Genomic DNA, 16,509 nt, shown 5'->3' on the forward strand with positions numbered 1-16,509 from the left:
TTTGCGCTTCCTTTTTTTATTGACTTCTGCTATTATTTAGCTTTTACTTTTGTTTGGGTACTATCTTGAGCAGGTATTATCGCCGATTTACTAGTTGTTGAGTCGGACTTTGCAGCTACTTTGTCAGTTGCGGTCTTAACACTTGTTTTTGTAACGTTAGCTTTATCCGTTATTTCAGATGGCTTAGCTGTTTTGGTGACAGCGCTTGATTTATTGTTTGTAGCGTCCACCTCTTTTTCTTTCTCGAGCGTTTCGTTAGCACCAGCTTTCTTGGCGGCACCCTTTTGAGGGGTAGTTGTTTTATCGCCTTTTTTAATAGACTTCATTGTTCCAGATTCTTCACCTTCTGGTGCCGCCGGAACCGTAAATGACGCTTTTGAAAGATCCCTTTTTCGATTTAATAAATCATCTTTTGATTTAGGTCGATCTTCGGGGCGCCAGGTGAAATTCGGAAGAAACTCCTTGTCGGCCGTGACTTCAGCAATAGGATATACTTTGCCATCGACTTTCCGAATAGATACATATTCCTTCAGCTTATTATCTTCCATCAAGATCTTGAAACGACTGCTTCGATCATGGATAAGCTCAGTGGTTACATTGGTCTTTTCATCAATATTGTAGAATATATTTTCAGCGTTGCCATCAACAAACAGACGTTCCATACGGTTATTGGTGAAAAAGCTGGTAATCTTCCGGCCTTTAATCTGATTGAATTTCAATGAGTCACTTGTTGCGTTTACCATGAAAGCGTTACCGACGAGTAGCGAATTGTCCAATTTTTGATTCTTTACCTGTAGGAATATGGTATCTCCGGATATTTGTGAGTTTTCGGCCCACATCATTGGTTTTCCCATCAGTCTGAACATGGAATCTTGCATACCATAATACATAGAATCTGCTACGGCTTGCAAGTCCGATTTAAATAATCGGGCATTATAGTAAGCCTTTATAATCCGTGTTTTGGTCGTATCCTGGGCGAGAGAATCCCGTTTACCCTGTTGGGCATTTTTTAAAGCTGCTCCCATCAGTTTATCGGATTCACCGCCTTTCGGGATGATCGCTTTTTTACGCAATACACTATCAGCCTTGAGATTTTTTTCAATTTCTATCTTGTTTTGATCACCGACAATAGCTGGTGTTTTTTTTGCTGCAATCGGTTTCTTATTTGTAAGTGTATCTTGTACTTTTTTAATGCTCTTTTCAAGAACCGGTTTGCCGCTGTCTTTTTTAGGCAAACTGTCGATTCCCTTGTGAAGGTTATCTTTTATGTTTTCTAATGTACCTGTGGAATCAACTGTTGTTGAGCTGGAATCCTGGTCACCATAATCGACCTCATTGTCATCCTCAATCGCCCCACCTTCACGATTCAATTTAAAATCTTTTGCAATATAATCCCGGCGAAATATCATCTGTGAGAAGAGCGTGTCGGCAGTCATAAAAACAGAATCTACCTGTGAATCAGCCTTAAGTGGTTTATTATTGCCGCTTTTGATATTTTTACCTGGATGTTCCTTTTCTTCTAGAGCAACTTGCGATGTAGTTTTATTTGATTTGAGGTCATCTTTGTGTTGTTCTTTTTCAATCTTCTTCAATTCTTTAGCTTCATTTTTTAGCTCTTTCTCCGATTTTTGTTGGACGGGAGACAAAGAAGATACAGAATCTTTTTGTGTTGAATCTTTTTTGACAACCGAAATGATCAGGGGTTTGTCTGTCATCGTAATGGATTCGTTTCTCCCGTTGTACAAACCAAATCCACCATAGGCGTAAAATTTGTCTAAGGTATCAACAAAGACCACATTTTTTACGGCTTTACCGATTCCCACTTGTCTATCGTAGAATAGGCTGTCTCCCTTAAGAAACTTTGTCCCTTCTGTGTAGAGGTTGTTTTTAGAGAAATAAGCCTGGCCCGTTGCCATATGGTATCGGCCTTTTTCAGTATACAGGTTTTCCCCTTTATTTCCCTTGATATTGGTAGGCCCATAGAAATCAGTAATGCGTGTATTACCATTATATTTCATGGAGTCCGTGTAGACTTTTACATTGGTTGATCGGACCACAACTTTTTGATTGAAATAAGATTCCCCTGTATTTTCGAAATAAGTAGCTCGCTGGCTTGTAATTGTATCGCTTCCTGACAGAATACGCCCACCACTGTAATAATTACCGATTTTACTTCGCATATTATAGACAAGATGATCGGTTGTCAGTATAGAGCCACTGGTGCTGACCATTCGTACAGCGCCCGTAAGTGTAGCGAGCTGCATGGCCGCTTCATAGTGCAATTTATTGGAAAATATCTGCGTACCGTCGGGTTGAGTAATGATTACATTTCCAAAGGCTTCAAAAAATTGTCTACCAATGTTGTCTTTATGTAAATAGCCACTATCTGATGATAGCGTTGAGCCTACATGTTCATAGACTGGGCGGTAAAAGAGGATATTGCCGTCTTTTCCAGTAATAATATGGGATGATGAAAGAAGCTTTAGTTCATCCTGTTTCTGTGCTTGGACCGACAAGCCAGTTAAAATAAATACAATAAGTGTATAAATGTATTGTTTCACAAGGGCAAAAATATGGATTTTAATTGCTACTTCACTGGATTTCACAAATTTTAAGACTTGAATTTATCATTCGGACAAAATATACCGTAACTTTGTTATATGAATGTGCTGGAAAGACTAATGGGCTATATTGAAAAGGAGCATTTGTTGATGCCTCATGATAAAATATTGCTTACGGTGAGTGGAGGAAAGGACTCGATGTTAATGGCACATTTATTTGCAAAAGCAGGGTATACAATTGCTATTGCACATTGCAATTTTCAATTAAGGGGGGCGGAATCTGAAGGGGATGAAGCTCTAGTCAGAAAATTTGCAGCGGAAAATAATGTGCCAATATACGTGAAGCACTTTGATACACAAGCTTACGCAAAGGACCATCAGATTTCGATTCAAATGGCGGCACGGGAACTTCGTTATGCTTGGTTTGAGAAATTGCGACATGAGCTGCAGTTCGACCGAATTGCAGTAGCTCAGCATCTGAACGATCATATCGAAACGGTACTCCTGAACCTTTCACGTGGAACCGGTCTCCAAGGCCTCCAGGGTATTTTCCCTATCAGAGAGCGCATCATCCGACCACTACTTTTTCTGAAGGCTAGCGAAATTGAACATTTCGTGAATATGTATGGGATTGCTTATCGAGACGATCAATCCAACTTTTCAACAAAATATGCACGTAATAAGATAAGGATTGATATCATCCCACATTTTAAAAAACTTCAGCCAGATTTTGAGATGGTCTTCGAGCAGAATATCAATCATTTTAAGGAATCTTACCAGCTGTTGCAGCAATTTGTGGAGCCCATTCGGAGAAAGCTGTTTTACTCTATTGACGAAGGATGGGGAGTTCGGAAGGAAGATCTGGAACCCTATATTGATAATCTGCCTTTGCTCTATGAGTTGTTTTCAGCTTTTAATTTCTCAAAGCCGGTACTAAGTGATCTTCAACAAGCTTGGTCAAGAGAGTCTGGACGTATTTTTCAATCCGATGCTTACCATATGCTCCTGGATAGAAATGAACTTTTTATTCGTGAAAAGGAATTTATTTCACCCGATGAGGCTTTAATCACCTCCGAAACTTCAACTGTGGAGTGGAAACACTATTGTTTTCATGCCAATGTTTCTGCGGATCTAGCTATTGTCAAAGCGAGTGAGGTTGCAAAGCTGGATTATGATGTATTAGTTTTCCCGCTCACGATTCGATCATGGAAAGTTGGCGATAGCTTCTATCCTTTAGGTATGGAAGGGCGCAAGAAGTTGAGTGATTTTTTTATCAATAAGAAGATCAGCTTATTTGAAAAGGAAAATATCCCGATCGTGGTGAATGGAAATGGAGATATCCTTTGGGTAGCCAATTATCGCATGGACAATCGTTATAAAATTACCGCCAATACAAAAAAAGTCCTTACTTTAGTTTGCAGAACTGATTAGCAAGAAAAATTGTTGCTGCTAAAAATGATGGAAGGATCCTGAATGATACAAAATCTATAGCAGTAAAAATGATACTAATGAGGAGTTCAAATAGTAAGAGACAATGGTGCGAAGTCTCCAAATTAATAGCTAAATCTTAAGTAAATGAAAGAAGGTGTACTCTATTCGGAAAATCAATATTTAGGTCGTGACCGTGTTTGGATCAGCGTGCGTTTAGTGCTCGTACTTTTTTGTTTTACGGCATTTTATTTGAATTTAGACCATTTGATATCGAGCCAATTGTTCTTTATTGTAGGAGTAGGGATTATCATCACATCTATTGTCATGATGTATATGGTATTATTTCGTACGGAAGTATTTCAAGACCATATACTTATTAGTGGACTATGGTCTACTCGAGTCGTTAAAATCGATCTTGCCTCCATTACAAAAATAGAAAAGGCACCTTACAGTACATTCTTTTTCAATAATCCTGTTTATAATCTGCACACTAAAGGAAAGATTAAATTCTTCGCTGGAGGCAAAAATGCTGTTTTTTTAACAGATAAAGATGGTCTTACCTACGTGTTGGGTACACAGCGCCAGGAAGAGCTCTATCGAATTATTATGGAAACAAAAGCGCGATTAGGAAAGTCTTAAAATTTGTTAATAAATTCTTATCTGACATTTTAAAGACAACAGTTTATCGAGTTATTGGTTAAATTTGATAAAATAGCAACGAATTAACTATGGCATTTTTAAAATTTATACTTATTACATTCGCTGTTTACTTTGTAGTAAGATTCTTATTTAGATTATTTTTACCATTTGCAATGCGTAAAGCAGCTGAAAAGTTGATGAAAAAAGCGCAGCAGCAGGGTGGAGCATACGGTAGCCAAGGATCAGGTGGTACCTTTTATTATGAATTTAATGGTCAAGGGCAACAGGAAAGTAAAAGGTCTCAGCCCGAAGGTAAGGTACATGTCGATTACATTCCACCGAAAGAAAGCCCTGAACGCAAAGGGACTGAAACTGCTGGTGAGTTTGTGGATTTTGAGGAAATAAAATAATTTTTAGCAATCCAAATAGCGTATCTTTGTGCTATGTGGCTGAAGCAACTTTCTGTTCTAAATTTCAAGAATTACTCGGAATCATCTTTGGAATTTCTCCCCGAGGTAAATGCGTTTACAGGGAATAATGGTGTTGGTAAAACCAATCTTTTGGATGCGATTCACTATTTATCACTCTGTAAAAGTTATTTCAATCCAATTGATTCGCAGCATATCAAATCAGGAAATGATTGGTTTATGGTACAGGGTGAATTTGATAAAGAATCCATTAGTGATTTCATTTCTTGTAGCCTAAAAAAAAATCAGAAAAAACAATTTAAAAAAAATAAGAAGGATTACCCGCGACTGGCTGATCATATCGGCTTATTTCCTTTGGTCATGGTATCCCCAAACGATAGCATCATCGTTACAGATGGGAGTGAAGAGCGTAGAAAGTTTGTGGATAATGTGATTTCCCAAACAGATAATAAATATTTAGATACCCTGATTATTTATAATAAGTTTTTAGCCCAACGTAACAGTCTCCTTAAACAAGCACGTCAAACCAGTGTATTGGATCTTGGCCTAATCGAAATTCTCAATTTTCAACTTGAAGAAGTTGGAAATATTATTTTTCAAAAAAGAAGGTCTTTTATGGAGGAGTTTCAGCCGGAGTTTGACCGACACTATCAGTTCCTCACCGAGGATGCAGAGTCTGTTCAATTACAATATGAATCGCCTTTAATGACAGATTCTTTTCTAAATATTTTGGAGAAGAATTTGGAACGTGACCGTATGCTGGAACGCACAACGCAAGGAATACATAAAGATGATCTGATCTTTACCATTCACGGTGGAATGCCTTTAAAGAAGTTTGGTTCTCAGGGCCAACAAAAATCTTTTCTAATTGCCCTGAAGCTTGCACAATATTCTTATCTCCAGCAGAAAAAGGGTTTTAAGCCCCTACTTCTTTTGGATGACATCTTTGATAAACTTGATGATCGCCGTACACATAAATTGATGCAAATGGTTTCAGAAGATGATTTTGGACAGATTTTCCTGACAGATACGGATTCCGTGAGAATTCAGCGAATCTTTCACGAAATCAGCCGACCTGTTCGTATATTTGATATTGAAGGAGGACAAGTCAATGTATAAGAAGCAAACTAAAAAAAGCCTGGAATTCATTCGATCAAGCGACGATATGACAATTAAGGAGGGGGTTGAGCGTCTTCTTGAGGCTTATAAACTACGAAGAAAATTTGATGAAACTTCGATCGCATCTGTTTGGCCTCAATTGATTGGTAAAGCTATCGCTAATCGCACACAGCAGCTATATGTTCGTGATAAAAAACTGTTCGTACGTGTGGAGTCTGCTGTGATTAAGAATGAATTGGCGCTTATGCGAAGACAAATTCTAGGAAGGGTAAATGAATATGTAGGTCACGTCATTATTGAAGAAGTCGTGATTTTATAAAACCTCCTTTCATGTTAGATCAACTCTTTCGAGATTTTTTTCCTATTTCTGAGGCTAGTGCCTTAAAACTTTTCTCAAACTTCGAGCGTATTGAATTAAAACGAGGTGAATATCTGATCAAGGCGGGCGATTACTCTTCCAATCTGTTTGTGATAGAATCCGGATTAATCCGTCAATATGCTTGGTCAAAAAAAGGAGAGTTTACGCAATGGATAGGTACAAGGAATCATTTTGTGACAGATCTTGCTTCTTTCATGTTTGACAGGGCTTCCATATGGAATTTCCAATGCATTAGCGATTGTACGGTATACCGTTTGTCAAAGTCCGATTACCAGCGAATGGAATCCGAAATTGTGGAATGGAATAAATTTGAGAAGGCTTTTTTGGCAAAATGCTTTTGTACCATGGAGCAGCGAATCTCGGATTTTATTTGTCTAACAGCGGAAGAAAGGTATGTCCAATACTTTGAACAACATAAATTATTATTCCAACAAGTTCCCCTTCAATATATCGCCTCCGTGTTGGGTATGAGCCCAGAAACCTTGAGTCGTATTCGAACAAAAATAAGTTCTTGATAAAAGTCAAGAGCGAGCTGCCTGTCTTTTTCTAGTTTTGTCTTGTAGCTGTTAACGAACAACTTGCTTAATCGAACACGTAACCAAAATTTTATGTATTTATACGGTTCATAATAAGCTTGGAATAGTTTGTTTGTAGCTGTAATAATTGAAATTAAGATGAAACTAGAATAGCATCACATACGTTTTATCGTTATTTGAAGACAGCTGAAGAAGCTTGAGCTATTTTGTCGTTTCAGCGATAAAAAGTACAAAATGAAAAAGATTGAAACGAGTATTCTCATTGATGCAACAGCAGAAGAGGTTTGGCAGGTATTAAGTGAATTTAAGGCTTATTCCCAATGGAGCCCAACAATCAAACAGTTTGAAAAGCAACCGGTAGTCGGAAAACGCTGCAAAGTCCTTTTAGAACAACCAAACGGATTCAAGATCAAAATGAATCCAAAATTCCTGTCTATTGAACAGAATAGCGAGCTGCGCTGGAAAGGAGATTTATTCTTTCCAGGTATTTTTGATGGCGAGCATTATTTTAGGTTAGAGCAAGTGGGCGCTACGCAAGTTAGATTTGTCCAAGGTGAATTGTTTTCTGGATTGTTGGTTCCTTTTCTGGGAAAACTACTGATAGAAACAAAGCGCGGATTTGAACTTTTCAATATAGCGATAAAAAGACGGGTAGCGTATCGTTCTTAACTTTCCACAGGGATCTGTTAGTATAGTTTATTTATAAACACGATATTTAACAAATTTGTCGATGAATGTTATCTTATGCACATTTTTATGTGTATAACCCCTTAGTTTTGCACATTTTGTTATTTTTTTGAATCCTTTTGGTTTGCGTTATTAACAATTAAGTGTTGATAAAGGAGTACTTATGCACATTTTATGTTAATGTATATAGGTCGGCAGGCTACTTATTAACATTTCTTGTGTTAATAAGTAGCCTGTTTTGTTGATAAGTATGTTGATGGGGGTAGTTTATACACAAATTACCAACAATGCTGTTGTTGGGAATTTTGCAAATAGTTAATAAGGGGAGTATCTATTGAAAGTTGATTTTATAGGAATTGCTCCAAATCACCTTTTCCTTCACGAATAACATCAAAAGTTCCTTCTGTAAGATCGACCACGGTAGATGCGACATTATCGCCATAACCGCCATCAATAACAGCATCAACTAGATCTTCGTATTTTTCATGAATTAATTCGGGATCAGTAGAATATTCAATAATTTCATCTTCATCGTGAATGGAGGTTGTCACAATAGGGTTGCCTAATTGTTTGACAATTTCACGAACAATATTATTGTCTGGCACACGTATACCCACAGTCTTCTTTTTGGAACTTAGTAGCTTAGGGACTTTAGTTGTTGCGTTAAAAATAAAGGTAAAAGGTCCAGGCAAGGCTTTTTTTAATACACGGAATACGGAGGTATCGAAGGATTTTGTGTATTGCGAAATATCTGTTAAATCATAGCATATAAATGATAGATTGGCCTTTTCTGGTTTTAGACCTCTAATTTCACATACTCGTTCTATGGCTTTTTGTTGCGTGATATCACAGCCGATACCATATACGGTATCAGTAGGGTAGATGATTACACCTCCACGCCGTAGAATATCAACCGCCTGTTCTATTGCCTTGGGGTTAGGATTGTCGTTATATATCTTAATAAGCATTTTCTATTTTTGTTAAGTACCTGAATTAGGTTTAATCTTAGCCGCTGTTGTAGGATGTCAATAGGGCAATGGTTATTATCTGCATTCAGATACGCTATATCTAAAAGAACAACAGCCAAAATATTTTGTTTTGGCTGTTGTTCTTTATATTAAAATTCTGCGTTTTTCGGCGTACGTGGGAATGGAATGACGTCGCGAATATTGGTCATTCCTGTCGTGAATAAAACGAGGCGTTCAAAACCTACGCCAAATCCTGAATGCGGTACCGATCCAAAACGGCGTGTATCCAAGAACCACTCCATTTCTTCTGCAGGAATACCAACTTCAGCCATGCGATCGAGTAAGCGATCAAGATTTTCTTCACGCTGCGAACCACCGACCATTTCACCAATACCTGGGAAAAGAATATCCATGGCACGTACGGTGTTTCTTCCTTGCGCATCCGGCTCATTTTGCTTCATATAGAAGGACTTGATTTCGCGCGGATAGTCTGTTAAGATAACAGGTTTCTTGAAGTGTTTTTCAACCAAGTAGCGTTCGTGTTCCGATTGTAAATCAGCACCCCAATCATCAATTAAATATTTGAATTGTTTCTTTTGGTTTGGTTTGCTACGCTTTAATATTTCAACGGCATCGGTATAGGTAACGCGTTCAAAATCGTTTGTTAATACGAAGTTTAATTTCTCAACAAGATTTAATTCTGAACGTTCTGCAGCAGGCTTAGATTTCTCTTCTTCCAACAAACGATTGGTTAAGAACTCAATTTCTTCTGGACAGGTTTCCAAAGCATATTTAATCACATATTTCAGCAAAGCTTCGGCCAAGTCCATATTGTCCTCTAATTCATAGAAAGCCATTTCAGGTTCGATCATCCAAAATTCGGCTAAGTGACGTGTTGTATTTGAGTTTTCCGCTCTAAATGTCGGACCGAACGTATAGATGTTTCCAAATGCCATGGCACCAAGCTCACCTTCCAATTGGCCCGATACAGTAAGGTTCGTCGGTTTTCCAAAGAAGTCTTCTTTGAAATCGATATCTCCATTTTCTTTGCGTGGCGGGTTTTTTAAATCCAGGGTTGTAACCTGAAACATTTCTCCAGCACCTTCCGCATCCGAACCTGTGATGATTGGTGTATGCATGTAGACAAAGTCGTTTTCCTGAAAAAACTTGTGTACCGCAAATGCTAAAGCATTACGCACTTTGAATACCGCATTGAATGTTCCGGTACGGAAACGCAAATGCGCAATTTCACGTAAAAATTCTAAGCTATGCTTTTTGGGCTGTAATGGATATTTTTCGGGGTCAGAGTCGCCAATAATACTTACTTCAGTAGCTTTTACCTCAACTTTTTGCCCTTTACCCAATGATTCTATCAATTGACCTTTTACGCGAACTGCTGCTCCAGTGGTGATACGTTTTAAGATATCTTCAGGTGTATTTTCAAAATCGACAACTGCTTGAATATTATTGATTGACGAACCGTCATTGATTGCTATAAACTGATTGTTGCGGAAAGTTCTTACCCAACCTTTAACAACGACCTCTTTGCCAAATTCTGTGGCATTCAATAGTTCCTTTATTCTTGTGTGTTCCATCTTAATTTTTGGAGATTGACTTGTAAAAGATGCTTTGTTAAAAAAGCAATACAAAAATAAGCTATTCTGTTGGTTTATTGGTTATAAATGTTGATTTAATTCACTTAAAGATGGTTCGTTAACCTGCACAAGGAAAATATATGTTGAAATAAAGACAGGTGAAAACTCCAAGATTGGGAAATGGCACACAGCTCGTTTTGCTACGGAATATAGGTTTGCTAAGAGAACTTTTTGTCTGTGTGGCGAACGATAGGAAGAGTAGAAACAAAAAACGCGGACTATAACTAGTCCGCGTTTTTTGTTATGATGATTAAAGGAATTAACCTTTCAATACTTTCGTTACCAATTCAGCAGCTTCTTTCAATAAGATTGCAGAATAAACTTGTAAACCGGACTCATCAATTAATTTTTTCGCTTCTTCAGCATTCGTACCTTGAAGGCGAACGATGATTGGAACAGGGATGTTACCGATTTCGCTGTAAGCATCAATTACACCTTGAGCAACACGGTCACAACGAACAATACCACCGAAGATATTAATTAAGATCGCTTTTACGTTAGGGTCTTTTAAAATGATATTGAAACCAGCTTTTACAGTTTCAGCATTTGCAGTACCACCTACGTCCAAGAAATTTGCAGGTTCACCACCAGCTAATTTGATGATATCCATTGTAGCCATTGCTAAACCAGCACCATTTACCATACAACCTACGTTACCATCTAATTTAACGTAGTTTAGGTTTGATTCACCAGCTTCAACTTCCGTTGGATCTTCCTCAGTTACGTCACGCATAGCAGCGTAATCTGGGTGACGGTACAAAGCGTTCTCATCAAGATTTACTTTCGCATCAACTGCTAAGATCTTGTCGTCTGAAGTTTTTAATACCGGATTGATCTCAAACATAGAAGAGTCTGTAGAATCGTATGCTTTGTAAAGAGCGGCAACAAATTTCACCATTTCTTTGTGTGCAGCACCAGAAAGACCAAGATTAAAAGCAATTTTACGTGCTTGGAATCCTTGTAAGCCTACTTTTGGATCGATTTCTTCTTTGAAAATCAAGTGTGGTGTTTTTTCTGCAACTTCTTCGATATCCATACCACCTTCTGTAGAGTACATAACGATGTTACGTCCCTTAGCACGGTCTAATAATACAGACATGTAGAATTCTTTTGTTTCGCTCTCGCCAGGATAATAAACGTCTTGAGCTACCAAAACTTTGTTTACTTTTTTACCTTCAGGTCCAGTTTGAGGCGTTACTAATTGCATGCCAATGATGTCAGTTGCTCTTTGTTTGACTTCATCTAAGTTCTTAGCTAACTTGACACCACCACCTTTACCACGGCCACCAGCGTGAATTTGAGCTTTAACAACAACCCAATCAGAATTGTAGTCTTCTTTCATTTTTTTGGCCGCTTCCACAGCTTGCTCTGGAGTATCTGCTACGATACCTTCCTGTACGCGCACACCAAAGCTCTTTAGTATTTGCTTTCCTTGATATTCGTGAATGTTCATTTGCAAAAATATTTGGCGTAAAAATATAATTTTTTGGGGGATAAGACAAGGGATAAGTTGCTCTTTTATCTATTTTTTGACATTTAGACAAAATAAAATGGCTGGAATAGAGAAATAACAGCTTATTTATTCAAACTCGTGGTATCGTAAATTTATTTATCTTTGTCCTATGATGTTACATGCCAAAGGAATTCACAAAGCTTATGGGTCATTACCAATTTTGAAAGGTGTTGATATCGCTGTTGAAAAAGGGGAAATCGTCAGTATTGTTGGTGCTTCAGGAGCTGGTAAAAGTACACTGTTGCACATCATTGGTACCTTGGATAAGCCTGATCAGGGAGCGGTTTTCATCAATGGTGTTGATGTTCAAAAATTGAATGCTAAAAAGCTCAGTGCTTTCCGAAATGAACATATTGGTTTTGTTTTTCAATTTCACCATTTGCTGCCTGAATTTACAGCCTTGGAAAACGTGTGTATTCCAGCTTTTATTCAAGGAAAGGGGAGGTCCGAGGCGGAAGCTAAAGCAAGAGAATTGCTTGAACTATTAGGGGTTTCTCATCGTATTGATCACAAGCCTGCTGAAATGTCTGGCGGAGAACAACAACGTGTTTCTGTGGCTCGTGCTCTGATCAATGATCCTTCCATTATTTTGGCAGATGAACCTTCGGGTAATCTTGACTCAGAGAATGCAGCAGCTTTGCATCAGTTGTTTTTTGATCTTAGACATAAATTTCAGCAGACATTTATTATCGTTACCCATAATGAGGAACTTGCCCGAATTTCGGACCGAACGATACATATGCGCGATGGGTTAGTCGTGTAACAGTAATCCGGATTATAACTATATTTTTAATGAAGAAAATACTCATAACTTTCGGGACCAGACCTTTGGCGATGCGTATCGCTAAAAGACTTGGGGCTGATTTCGAAATAGTATATGCAAGTTCAGAAGACATTCCCGAATTGCTTTTAGCGTCAGGGAAATATGCCAAAATTCCAAAAGGTCTTCTTCCTACTTTTGCACATGACATACTCAAATTAAGTTTAGACCAACAGGTTGATTATGTGCTGCCTTTAGGTGGTTTTGAGCTGGAACCATTGGCTGCAGCCAAAGTTTTATTTGAGGAATATCAGATTTCAGTTCTTGTCCCCGATAAAGATCTGCTTGAAACTATTCCTGTTATGGAAAATCCGCCAGCTGATTTGCCTTATAGACTTCTGTCAAAGGGCAACGATTTATTGGACTCAGCGACTTTCGAAAGATCACTGGATGGATTGTTTGTTGCTTCGGATTCCGGGGAGGATTTAGCATTAATCTGTGTATCCAAATAGAATCTTATTTTTGTGGCTAGTGTCATTAAGGTTTTAACCCTGTTGACACAGCCCTTAAATTTTAAGCTTTTACATATCATGATGTTCCCAGAAGAAAAAAAGGTATATGTTTTTGAATTAGATGATGTTGTTTTTCCTAAAAAGGATTACTTACTTCAAGTATATTATCTTTTTGCTAATTTTATAGAATTTACAGAGACTGTTCCGGCTCAAGCAGATTTGGTTCAATTTATGAAAAATCACCTCGAGCATCAAGGTGAGAATTTATTGTTCGAACATGCGCAGCAAACTTTTGGATTTGATCAAAAATATAAGGAGAATTTTGAGCGGCTTCATGTCAATGCAATTTTGCCACTACGGTTACATTTGTTTGATCATATTAATACGCTGTTTAGGCAGTTAAAAGCCGCAGATAAACATGTTTGTATTTTGACGAAAGGAAATCCGCTAGAACAACTCAATAAAGTCAAATTTGTGGATTGGGGTGAATATGGGGATGCTGTAAAAGTTTACTTTAAGGATGAACTTGTTTTTAGGGGAATTGATCCATTGGAGTTCCTCGCCAATGAGTTTACGGTGGACACGACCGCAATTCAATTTGTAGACTAAGTTTACAGTCAGTATCTTTGTTGAATCTACCAACAATAATTGTTATTAAAGTCGTCGTCGATATTGTTGAGAAAAAATTATGATTAGGGATATAAAAGCCCTATTTTTATATAAAGCCCTTGGATTTATGAATAAAGTGAACAAGCCTGCCACGATTAAAGAAATTGCCAAGAAGCTGAAAATCAGTCCTTCGACAGTTTCTAGAGCATTGAATGATCATCCTAGTATTGGATTGGTGACAACAATGCGCGTAAAAAAAATGGCCGAAGAATTGAATTATGAACCCAATCAAACGGCTATATTCTTCAAGCAGCGTAAAACATTTACGATTGCTGTTATCTTACCGAGTTTGTCTGAACCGTTTTTTTCTTTCGCCATTAGTGAAATTGAAAATGTTGCATCAGAACACCGATATACTGTGCTGATGGGACAATCACTGGATGACCCCGAGCGTGAAGAACAGATCTTAAAAACATTTAAAAACCATCGTGTCGATGGGATTTTGATGTCTATAGGTAAAAAGACGACCAATTTAGAATTCATTGAGAAATTGGAAGCGTCTGGTATCCCGATTGTCTTCTTTGACTGTGTGCCTAATTTACCCAATATCAATAAAGTACAAAGCGATCTTTCTACGGGTATGAACGAAGCTGTGGATGCTTTCGTAGCGCGTGGACATAAAATTATTGCCCTTGTAAATGGGCCGAAAACCTTGCCGGCTAGTGAAGATCGAAAAGTAGCTTATCTATCCGCCATGAAAAGGAATGGTATGGATATTCTAGAAAAGAATATCATCGAAACAGACCTGAGTACGGAAGGAAATGAAAAGGCTATGGATAGTATATTTGCGATGTCTGAGCGACCTTCTGCAATTATATCTTTTAATGACTTTGTTACACTTGATTTGATGAAAGCGGCCAGACAGAAGGGGCTTGTCTTAAATCAAGATATTTTCTTTATTAGTTATGCCAACTATCCGTTATGGCAATATATGGAAAATCCGCCAATGGGACGCATAGAGCAATTTCCGGGAATGCAAGCGCGTAAAGCGGCTGAAATTTTATTTGAACGCATTGACAACACCGAAATTGTCGATCAACAGATCGTCTTTAAGTCGCGATTGGTTATGTAATCGCTATTAACCATTCGATCATAAAACTAAAAAGGGGAAAATCGTTAGATTTTCCCCTTTTTAGTTTTTTTGTTTTACTACTACAAGTGGATCACTTCACCGTAAGCATCAGCACAAGCTTCCATAATCGCTTCACTCATTGTTGGGTGAGGATGGATGGTTTTAATCATTTCATGACCTGTCGTTTCCAGTTTGCGGGCAACAACAACTTCTGCAATCATTTCTGTAACATTGGCTCCGATAAGGTGTGCGCCTAGGAACTCACCATATTTAGCATCAAAGATAACTTTAACAAAGCCATCTTTCGCACCAGCAGCTGAAGCTTTTCCTGAAGCTGAGAATGGGAATTTACCAACTTTAATTTCATACCCGGCTTCTTTTGCCGCTTTTTCGGTATAACCTACAGAAGCAATTTCTGGGGAACAATATGTACAGCCAGGGATATTATTGTAGTCAATAGGTTCAACATGTAGACCTTTGATTTTTTCAACACAAGTGATTCCTTCTGCTGAGGCAACGTGAGCCAAGGCTTGGCCTTTAACAATGTCACCGATCGCATATACACCTTCGATGTTTGTTTTGTAGAAATCATCTACAACAACACGGCCGCGATCAGTTTTTACACCAACCTCTTCCAAGCCAATATTTTCGATATTTGGAGCGATACCAACAGCCGATAATACAATCTCTGCTTCGATAACTTCAATACCTTTTTCTGTTTTGATAGAAACTTTGCTCAACTCACCTGTTGTGTCAACGGATTGAACTTCAGATTTCGTTAAGATGGTGATACCTTGTTTCTTTAAGCTTTTCTCTAATTGTTTTGAAATTTCTTCATCTTCAACAGGAACGATTCTATCCATAAATTCTACGATAGTTACTTTTGTTCCGATTGCATTATAGAAATAAGCGAACTCAACACCGATAGCACCTGAGCCAACAACAACTAAAGATTTTGGTTGTTTAGGAAGTGTCATTGCTTGACGGTAGCCGATGATTTTTTTACCATCTTGAGGTAAATTAGGCAATTCACGTGAACGTGCACCAGTCGCTAGGATGGTATGTTTTGCCGAATATTCTTTAGTAGAACCGTCTGCTCCTTTTACATCGATTTTACCACCTTTTTTAATTTTTGCAGTTCCATTGATGACGTCGATTTTATTCTTTTTCATCAAGAACTGAATACCTTTACTCATTCCTTCAGCAACCCCGCGACTTCTTTTGACAATAGCGTCAAAATCAGCCTCACCACCTTGAACATTGATGCCGTAATCAGCGGCATGGTTTAAATATTCAAATACCTGAGCACTTTTCAATAATGCTTTTGTAGGGATACAGCCCCAGTTTAGACAGATTCCGCCTAATGATTCGCGTTCAATAATCGCTGTTTTGAACCCTAACTGAGCGGCTCTAATGGCAGCAACATACCCGCCTGGACCACTACCGATTACAATGATGTCGTAATTCATATAAATAAATATTCTGTAGTTGAGTGTTATAGCTTCAAATGACAAAATCTGTGAAGCATATATTCATTCAAAAGTACGCATTTTTTCTGATGAATATGAACTATTTATTGT

At 38.1% G+C, this 16,509-nt stretch carries 16 protein-coding genes; 11 read left to right on the plus strand and 5 right to left on the minus strand.

The window, feature by feature from the left end; all coding sequences use genetic code 11:
- Positions 1 to 32: 32 nt before the first annotated feature.
- The gene (locus B4N43_RS17735; RefSeq protein ID WP_286735797.1) at positions 33 to 2,561 is read right to left on the minus strand and encodes an OstA-like protein; all 2,529 of its coding nucleotides are present in this window, start codon (positions 2,559 to 2,561) and stop codon (positions 33 to 35) included.
- A gap of 99 nt (positions 2,562 to 2,660) precedes the next feature.
- Here B4N43_RS17735 and tilS point away from each other — a divergent pair, with 99 nt between their 5' ends.
- The 7 genes from tilS (at position 2,661) to B4N43_RS17770 (ending at position 7,762) form a co-directional block, all read left to right on the plus strand.
- A complete protein-coding gene (gene tilS, locus B4N43_RS17740; protein WP_286735798.1) occupies positions 2,661 to 3,992 on the plus strand; it encodes a tRNA lysidine(34) synthetase TilS in 1,332 nt (443 codons plus the stop codon).
- A gap of 144 nt (positions 3,993 to 4,136) precedes the next feature.
- Positions 4,137 to 4,631 (plus strand): hypothetical protein, encoded by a 495-nt coding sequence (locus B4N43_RS17745; RefSeq protein WP_120333501.1) that lies wholly within the window; start codon positions 4,137 to 4,139, stop codon positions 4,629 to 4,631.
- 89 nt (positions 4,632 to 4,720) lie between these two features.
- Positions 4,721 to 5,041 (plus strand): DUF4834 family protein, encoded by a 321-nt coding sequence (locus tag B4N43_RS17750; protein ID WP_088160261.1) that lies wholly within the window; start codon positions 4,721 to 4,723, stop codon positions 5,039 to 5,041.
- A gap of 33 nt (positions 5,042 to 5,074) precedes the next feature.
- Positions 5,075 to 6,178 carry a DNA replication/repair protein RecF gene (recF, locus tag B4N43_RS17755; RefSeq protein ID WP_286735799.1) on the plus strand — a complete coding sequence of 368 codons (1,104 nt, stop codon included), beginning with the start codon at positions 5,075 to 5,077 and terminating at the stop codon, positions 6,176 to 6,178.
- Between the two features lie 46 nt (positions 6,179 to 6,224).
- Complete coding sequence (locus B4N43_RS17760; protein WP_227550177.1) at positions 6,225 to 6,497, plus strand: DUF721 domain-containing protein; 273 nt, start codon at positions 6,225 to 6,227, stop codon at positions 6,495 to 6,497.
- A gap of 11 nt (positions 6,498 to 6,508) precedes the next feature.
- Positions 6,509 to 7,072 (plus strand): Crp/Fnr family transcriptional regulator, encoded by a 564-nt coding sequence (locus B4N43_RS17765; RefSeq protein WP_088160263.1) that lies wholly within the window; start codon positions 6,509 to 6,511, stop codon positions 7,070 to 7,072.
- Positions 7,073 to 7,327: 255 nt separating this feature from the next.
- A complete protein-coding gene (locus tag B4N43_RS17770) occupies positions 7,328 to 7,762 on the plus strand; it encodes an SRPBCC domain-containing protein (protein ID WP_145327827.1) in 435 nt (144 codons plus the stop codon).
- Between the two features lie 365 nt (positions 7,763 to 8,127).
- Here B4N43_RS17770 and B4N43_RS17775 read toward each other — a convergent pair whose 3' ends face one another.
- The 3 genes from B4N43_RS17775 to sucC form a co-directional block, all read right to left on the minus strand.
- Positions 8,128 to 8,748: an L-threonylcarbamoyladenylate synthase gene (locus tag B4N43_RS17775; protein WP_120333498.1), complete on the minus strand. Its 621-nt coding sequence runs from the start codon at positions 8,746 to 8,748 to the stop codon at positions 8,128 to 8,130.
- 149 nt (positions 8,749 to 8,897) lie between these two features.
- A complete protein-coding gene (gene asnS, locus B4N43_RS17780) occupies positions 8,898 to 10,343 on the minus strand; it encodes an asparagine--tRNA ligase (protein ID WP_088160265.1) in 1,446 nt (481 codons plus the stop codon).
- 319 nt (positions 10,344 to 10,662) lie between these two features.
- Positions 10,663 to 11,856: an ADP-forming succinate--CoA ligase subunit beta gene (sucC, locus tag B4N43_RS17785; protein WP_046674091.1), complete on the minus strand. Its 1,194-nt coding sequence runs from the start codon at positions 11,854 to 11,856 to the stop codon at positions 10,663 to 10,665.
- Between the two features lie 172 nt (positions 11,857 to 12,028).
- Here sucC and B4N43_RS17790 point away from each other — a divergent pair, with 172 nt between their 5' ends.
- From B4N43_RS17790 to B4N43_RS17805, 4 genes are all read left to right on the plus strand, one after another.
- On the plus strand, positions 12,029 to 12,679 hold the full coding sequence (locus B4N43_RS17790) for an ABC transporter ATP-binding protein (RefSeq protein ID WP_208734186.1): 651 nt from the start codon (positions 12,029 to 12,031) through the stop codon (positions 12,677 to 12,679).
- 29 nt (positions 12,680 to 12,708) lie between these two features.
- Positions 12,709 to 13,188 (plus strand): hypothetical protein, encoded by a 480-nt coding sequence (locus B4N43_RS17795; protein WP_286735800.1) that lies wholly within the window; start codon positions 12,709 to 12,711, stop codon positions 13,186 to 13,188.
- Positions 13,189 to 13,266: 78 nt separating this feature from the next.
- Complete coding sequence (locus B4N43_RS17800; protein WP_145327824.1) at positions 13,267 to 13,797, plus strand: HAD family hydrolase; 531 nt, start codon at positions 13,267 to 13,269, stop codon at positions 13,795 to 13,797.
- A gap of 127 nt (positions 13,798 to 13,924) precedes the next feature.
- Positions 13,925 to 14,929 carry a LacI family DNA-binding transcriptional regulator gene (locus tag B4N43_RS17805; protein ID WP_286735801.1) on the plus strand — a complete coding sequence of 335 codons (1,005 nt, stop codon included), beginning with the start codon at positions 13,925 to 13,927 and terminating at the stop codon, positions 14,927 to 14,929.
- A gap of 80 nt (positions 14,930 to 15,009) precedes the next feature.
- On the opposite strand, the gene lpdA is transcribed toward B4N43_RS17805, so the two are convergent.
- Positions 15,010 to 16,398, minus strand: a complete 1,389-nt coding sequence (gene lpdA / locus B4N43_RS17810; RefSeq protein WP_070560650.1) for a dihydrolipoyl dehydrogenase — start codon at positions 16,396 to 16,398, stop codon at positions 15,010 to 15,012.
- Positions 16,399 to 16,509 lie beyond the last annotated feature (111 nt).

The organism is Sphingobacterium sp. UBA1897 (assembly GCF_002337775.1).
In the GTDB taxonomy this organism is placed as follows: domain Bacteria; phylum Bacteroidota; class Bacteroidia; order Sphingobacteriales; family Sphingobacteriaceae; genus Sphingobacterium; species Sphingobacterium siyangense.

Bases quoted from the DNA above. Each gene is read 5' to 3' on its own strand.
- lpdA (WP_070560650.1), bottom strand. From the start codon at position 16,398: ATGAATTACGACATCATTGTAATCGGTAGTGGTCCAGGCGGGTATGTT.
- B4N43_RS17750 (WP_088160261.1), top strand. From the start codon at position 4,721: ATGGCATTTTTAAAATTTATACTTATTACATTCGCTGTTTACTTTGTA.
- B4N43_RS17770 (WP_145327827.1), top strand. From the start codon at position 7,328: ATGAAAAAGATTGAAACGAGTATTCTCATTGATGCAACAGCAGAAGAG.
- B4N43_RS17795 (WP_286735800.1), top strand. From the start codon at position 12,709: ATGAAGAAAATACTCATAACTTTCGGGACCAGACCTTTGGCGATGCGT.
- B4N43_RS17760 (WP_227550177.1), top strand. From the start codon at position 6,225: ATGACAATTAAGGAGGGGGTTGAGCGTCTTCTTGAGGCTTATAAACTA.
- B4N43_RS17775 (WP_120333498.1), bottom strand. From the start codon at position 8,748: ATGCTTATTAAGATATATAACGACAATCCTAACCCCAAGGCAATAGAA.
- sucC (WP_046674091.1), bottom strand. From the start codon at position 11,856: ATGAACATTCACGAATATCAAGGAAAGCAAATACTAAAGAGCTTTGGT.
- B4N43_RS17765 (WP_088160263.1), top strand. From the start codon at position 6,509: ATGTTAGATCAACTCTTTCGAGATTTTTTTCCTATTTCTGAGGCTAGT.
- recF (WP_286735799.1), top strand. From the start codon at position 5,075: ATGTGGCTGAAGCAACTTTCTGTTCTAAATTTCAAGAATTACTCGGAA.
- asnS (WP_088160265.1), bottom strand. From the start codon at position 10,343: ATGGAACACACAAGAATAAAGGAACTATTGAATGCCACAGAATTTGGC.
- B4N43_RS17745 (WP_120333501.1), top strand. From the start codon at position 4,137: ATGAAAGAAGGTGTACTCTATTCGGAAAATCAATATTTAGGTCGTGAC.
- B4N43_RS17805 (WP_286735801.1), top strand. From the start codon at position 13,925: ATGAATAAAGTGAACAAGCCTGCCACGATTAAAGAAATTGCCAAGAAG.
- tilS (WP_286735798.1), top strand. From the start codon at position 2,661: ATGAATGTGCTGGAAAGACTAATGGGCTATATTGAAAAGGAGCATTTG.
- B4N43_RS17790 (WP_208734186.1), top strand. From the start codon at position 12,029: ATGTTACATGCCAAAGGAATTCACAAAGCTTATGGGTCATTACCAATT.
- B4N43_RS17800 (WP_145327824.1), top strand. From the start codon at position 13,267: ATGATGTTCCCAGAAGAAAAAAAGGTATATGTTTTTGAATTAGATGAT.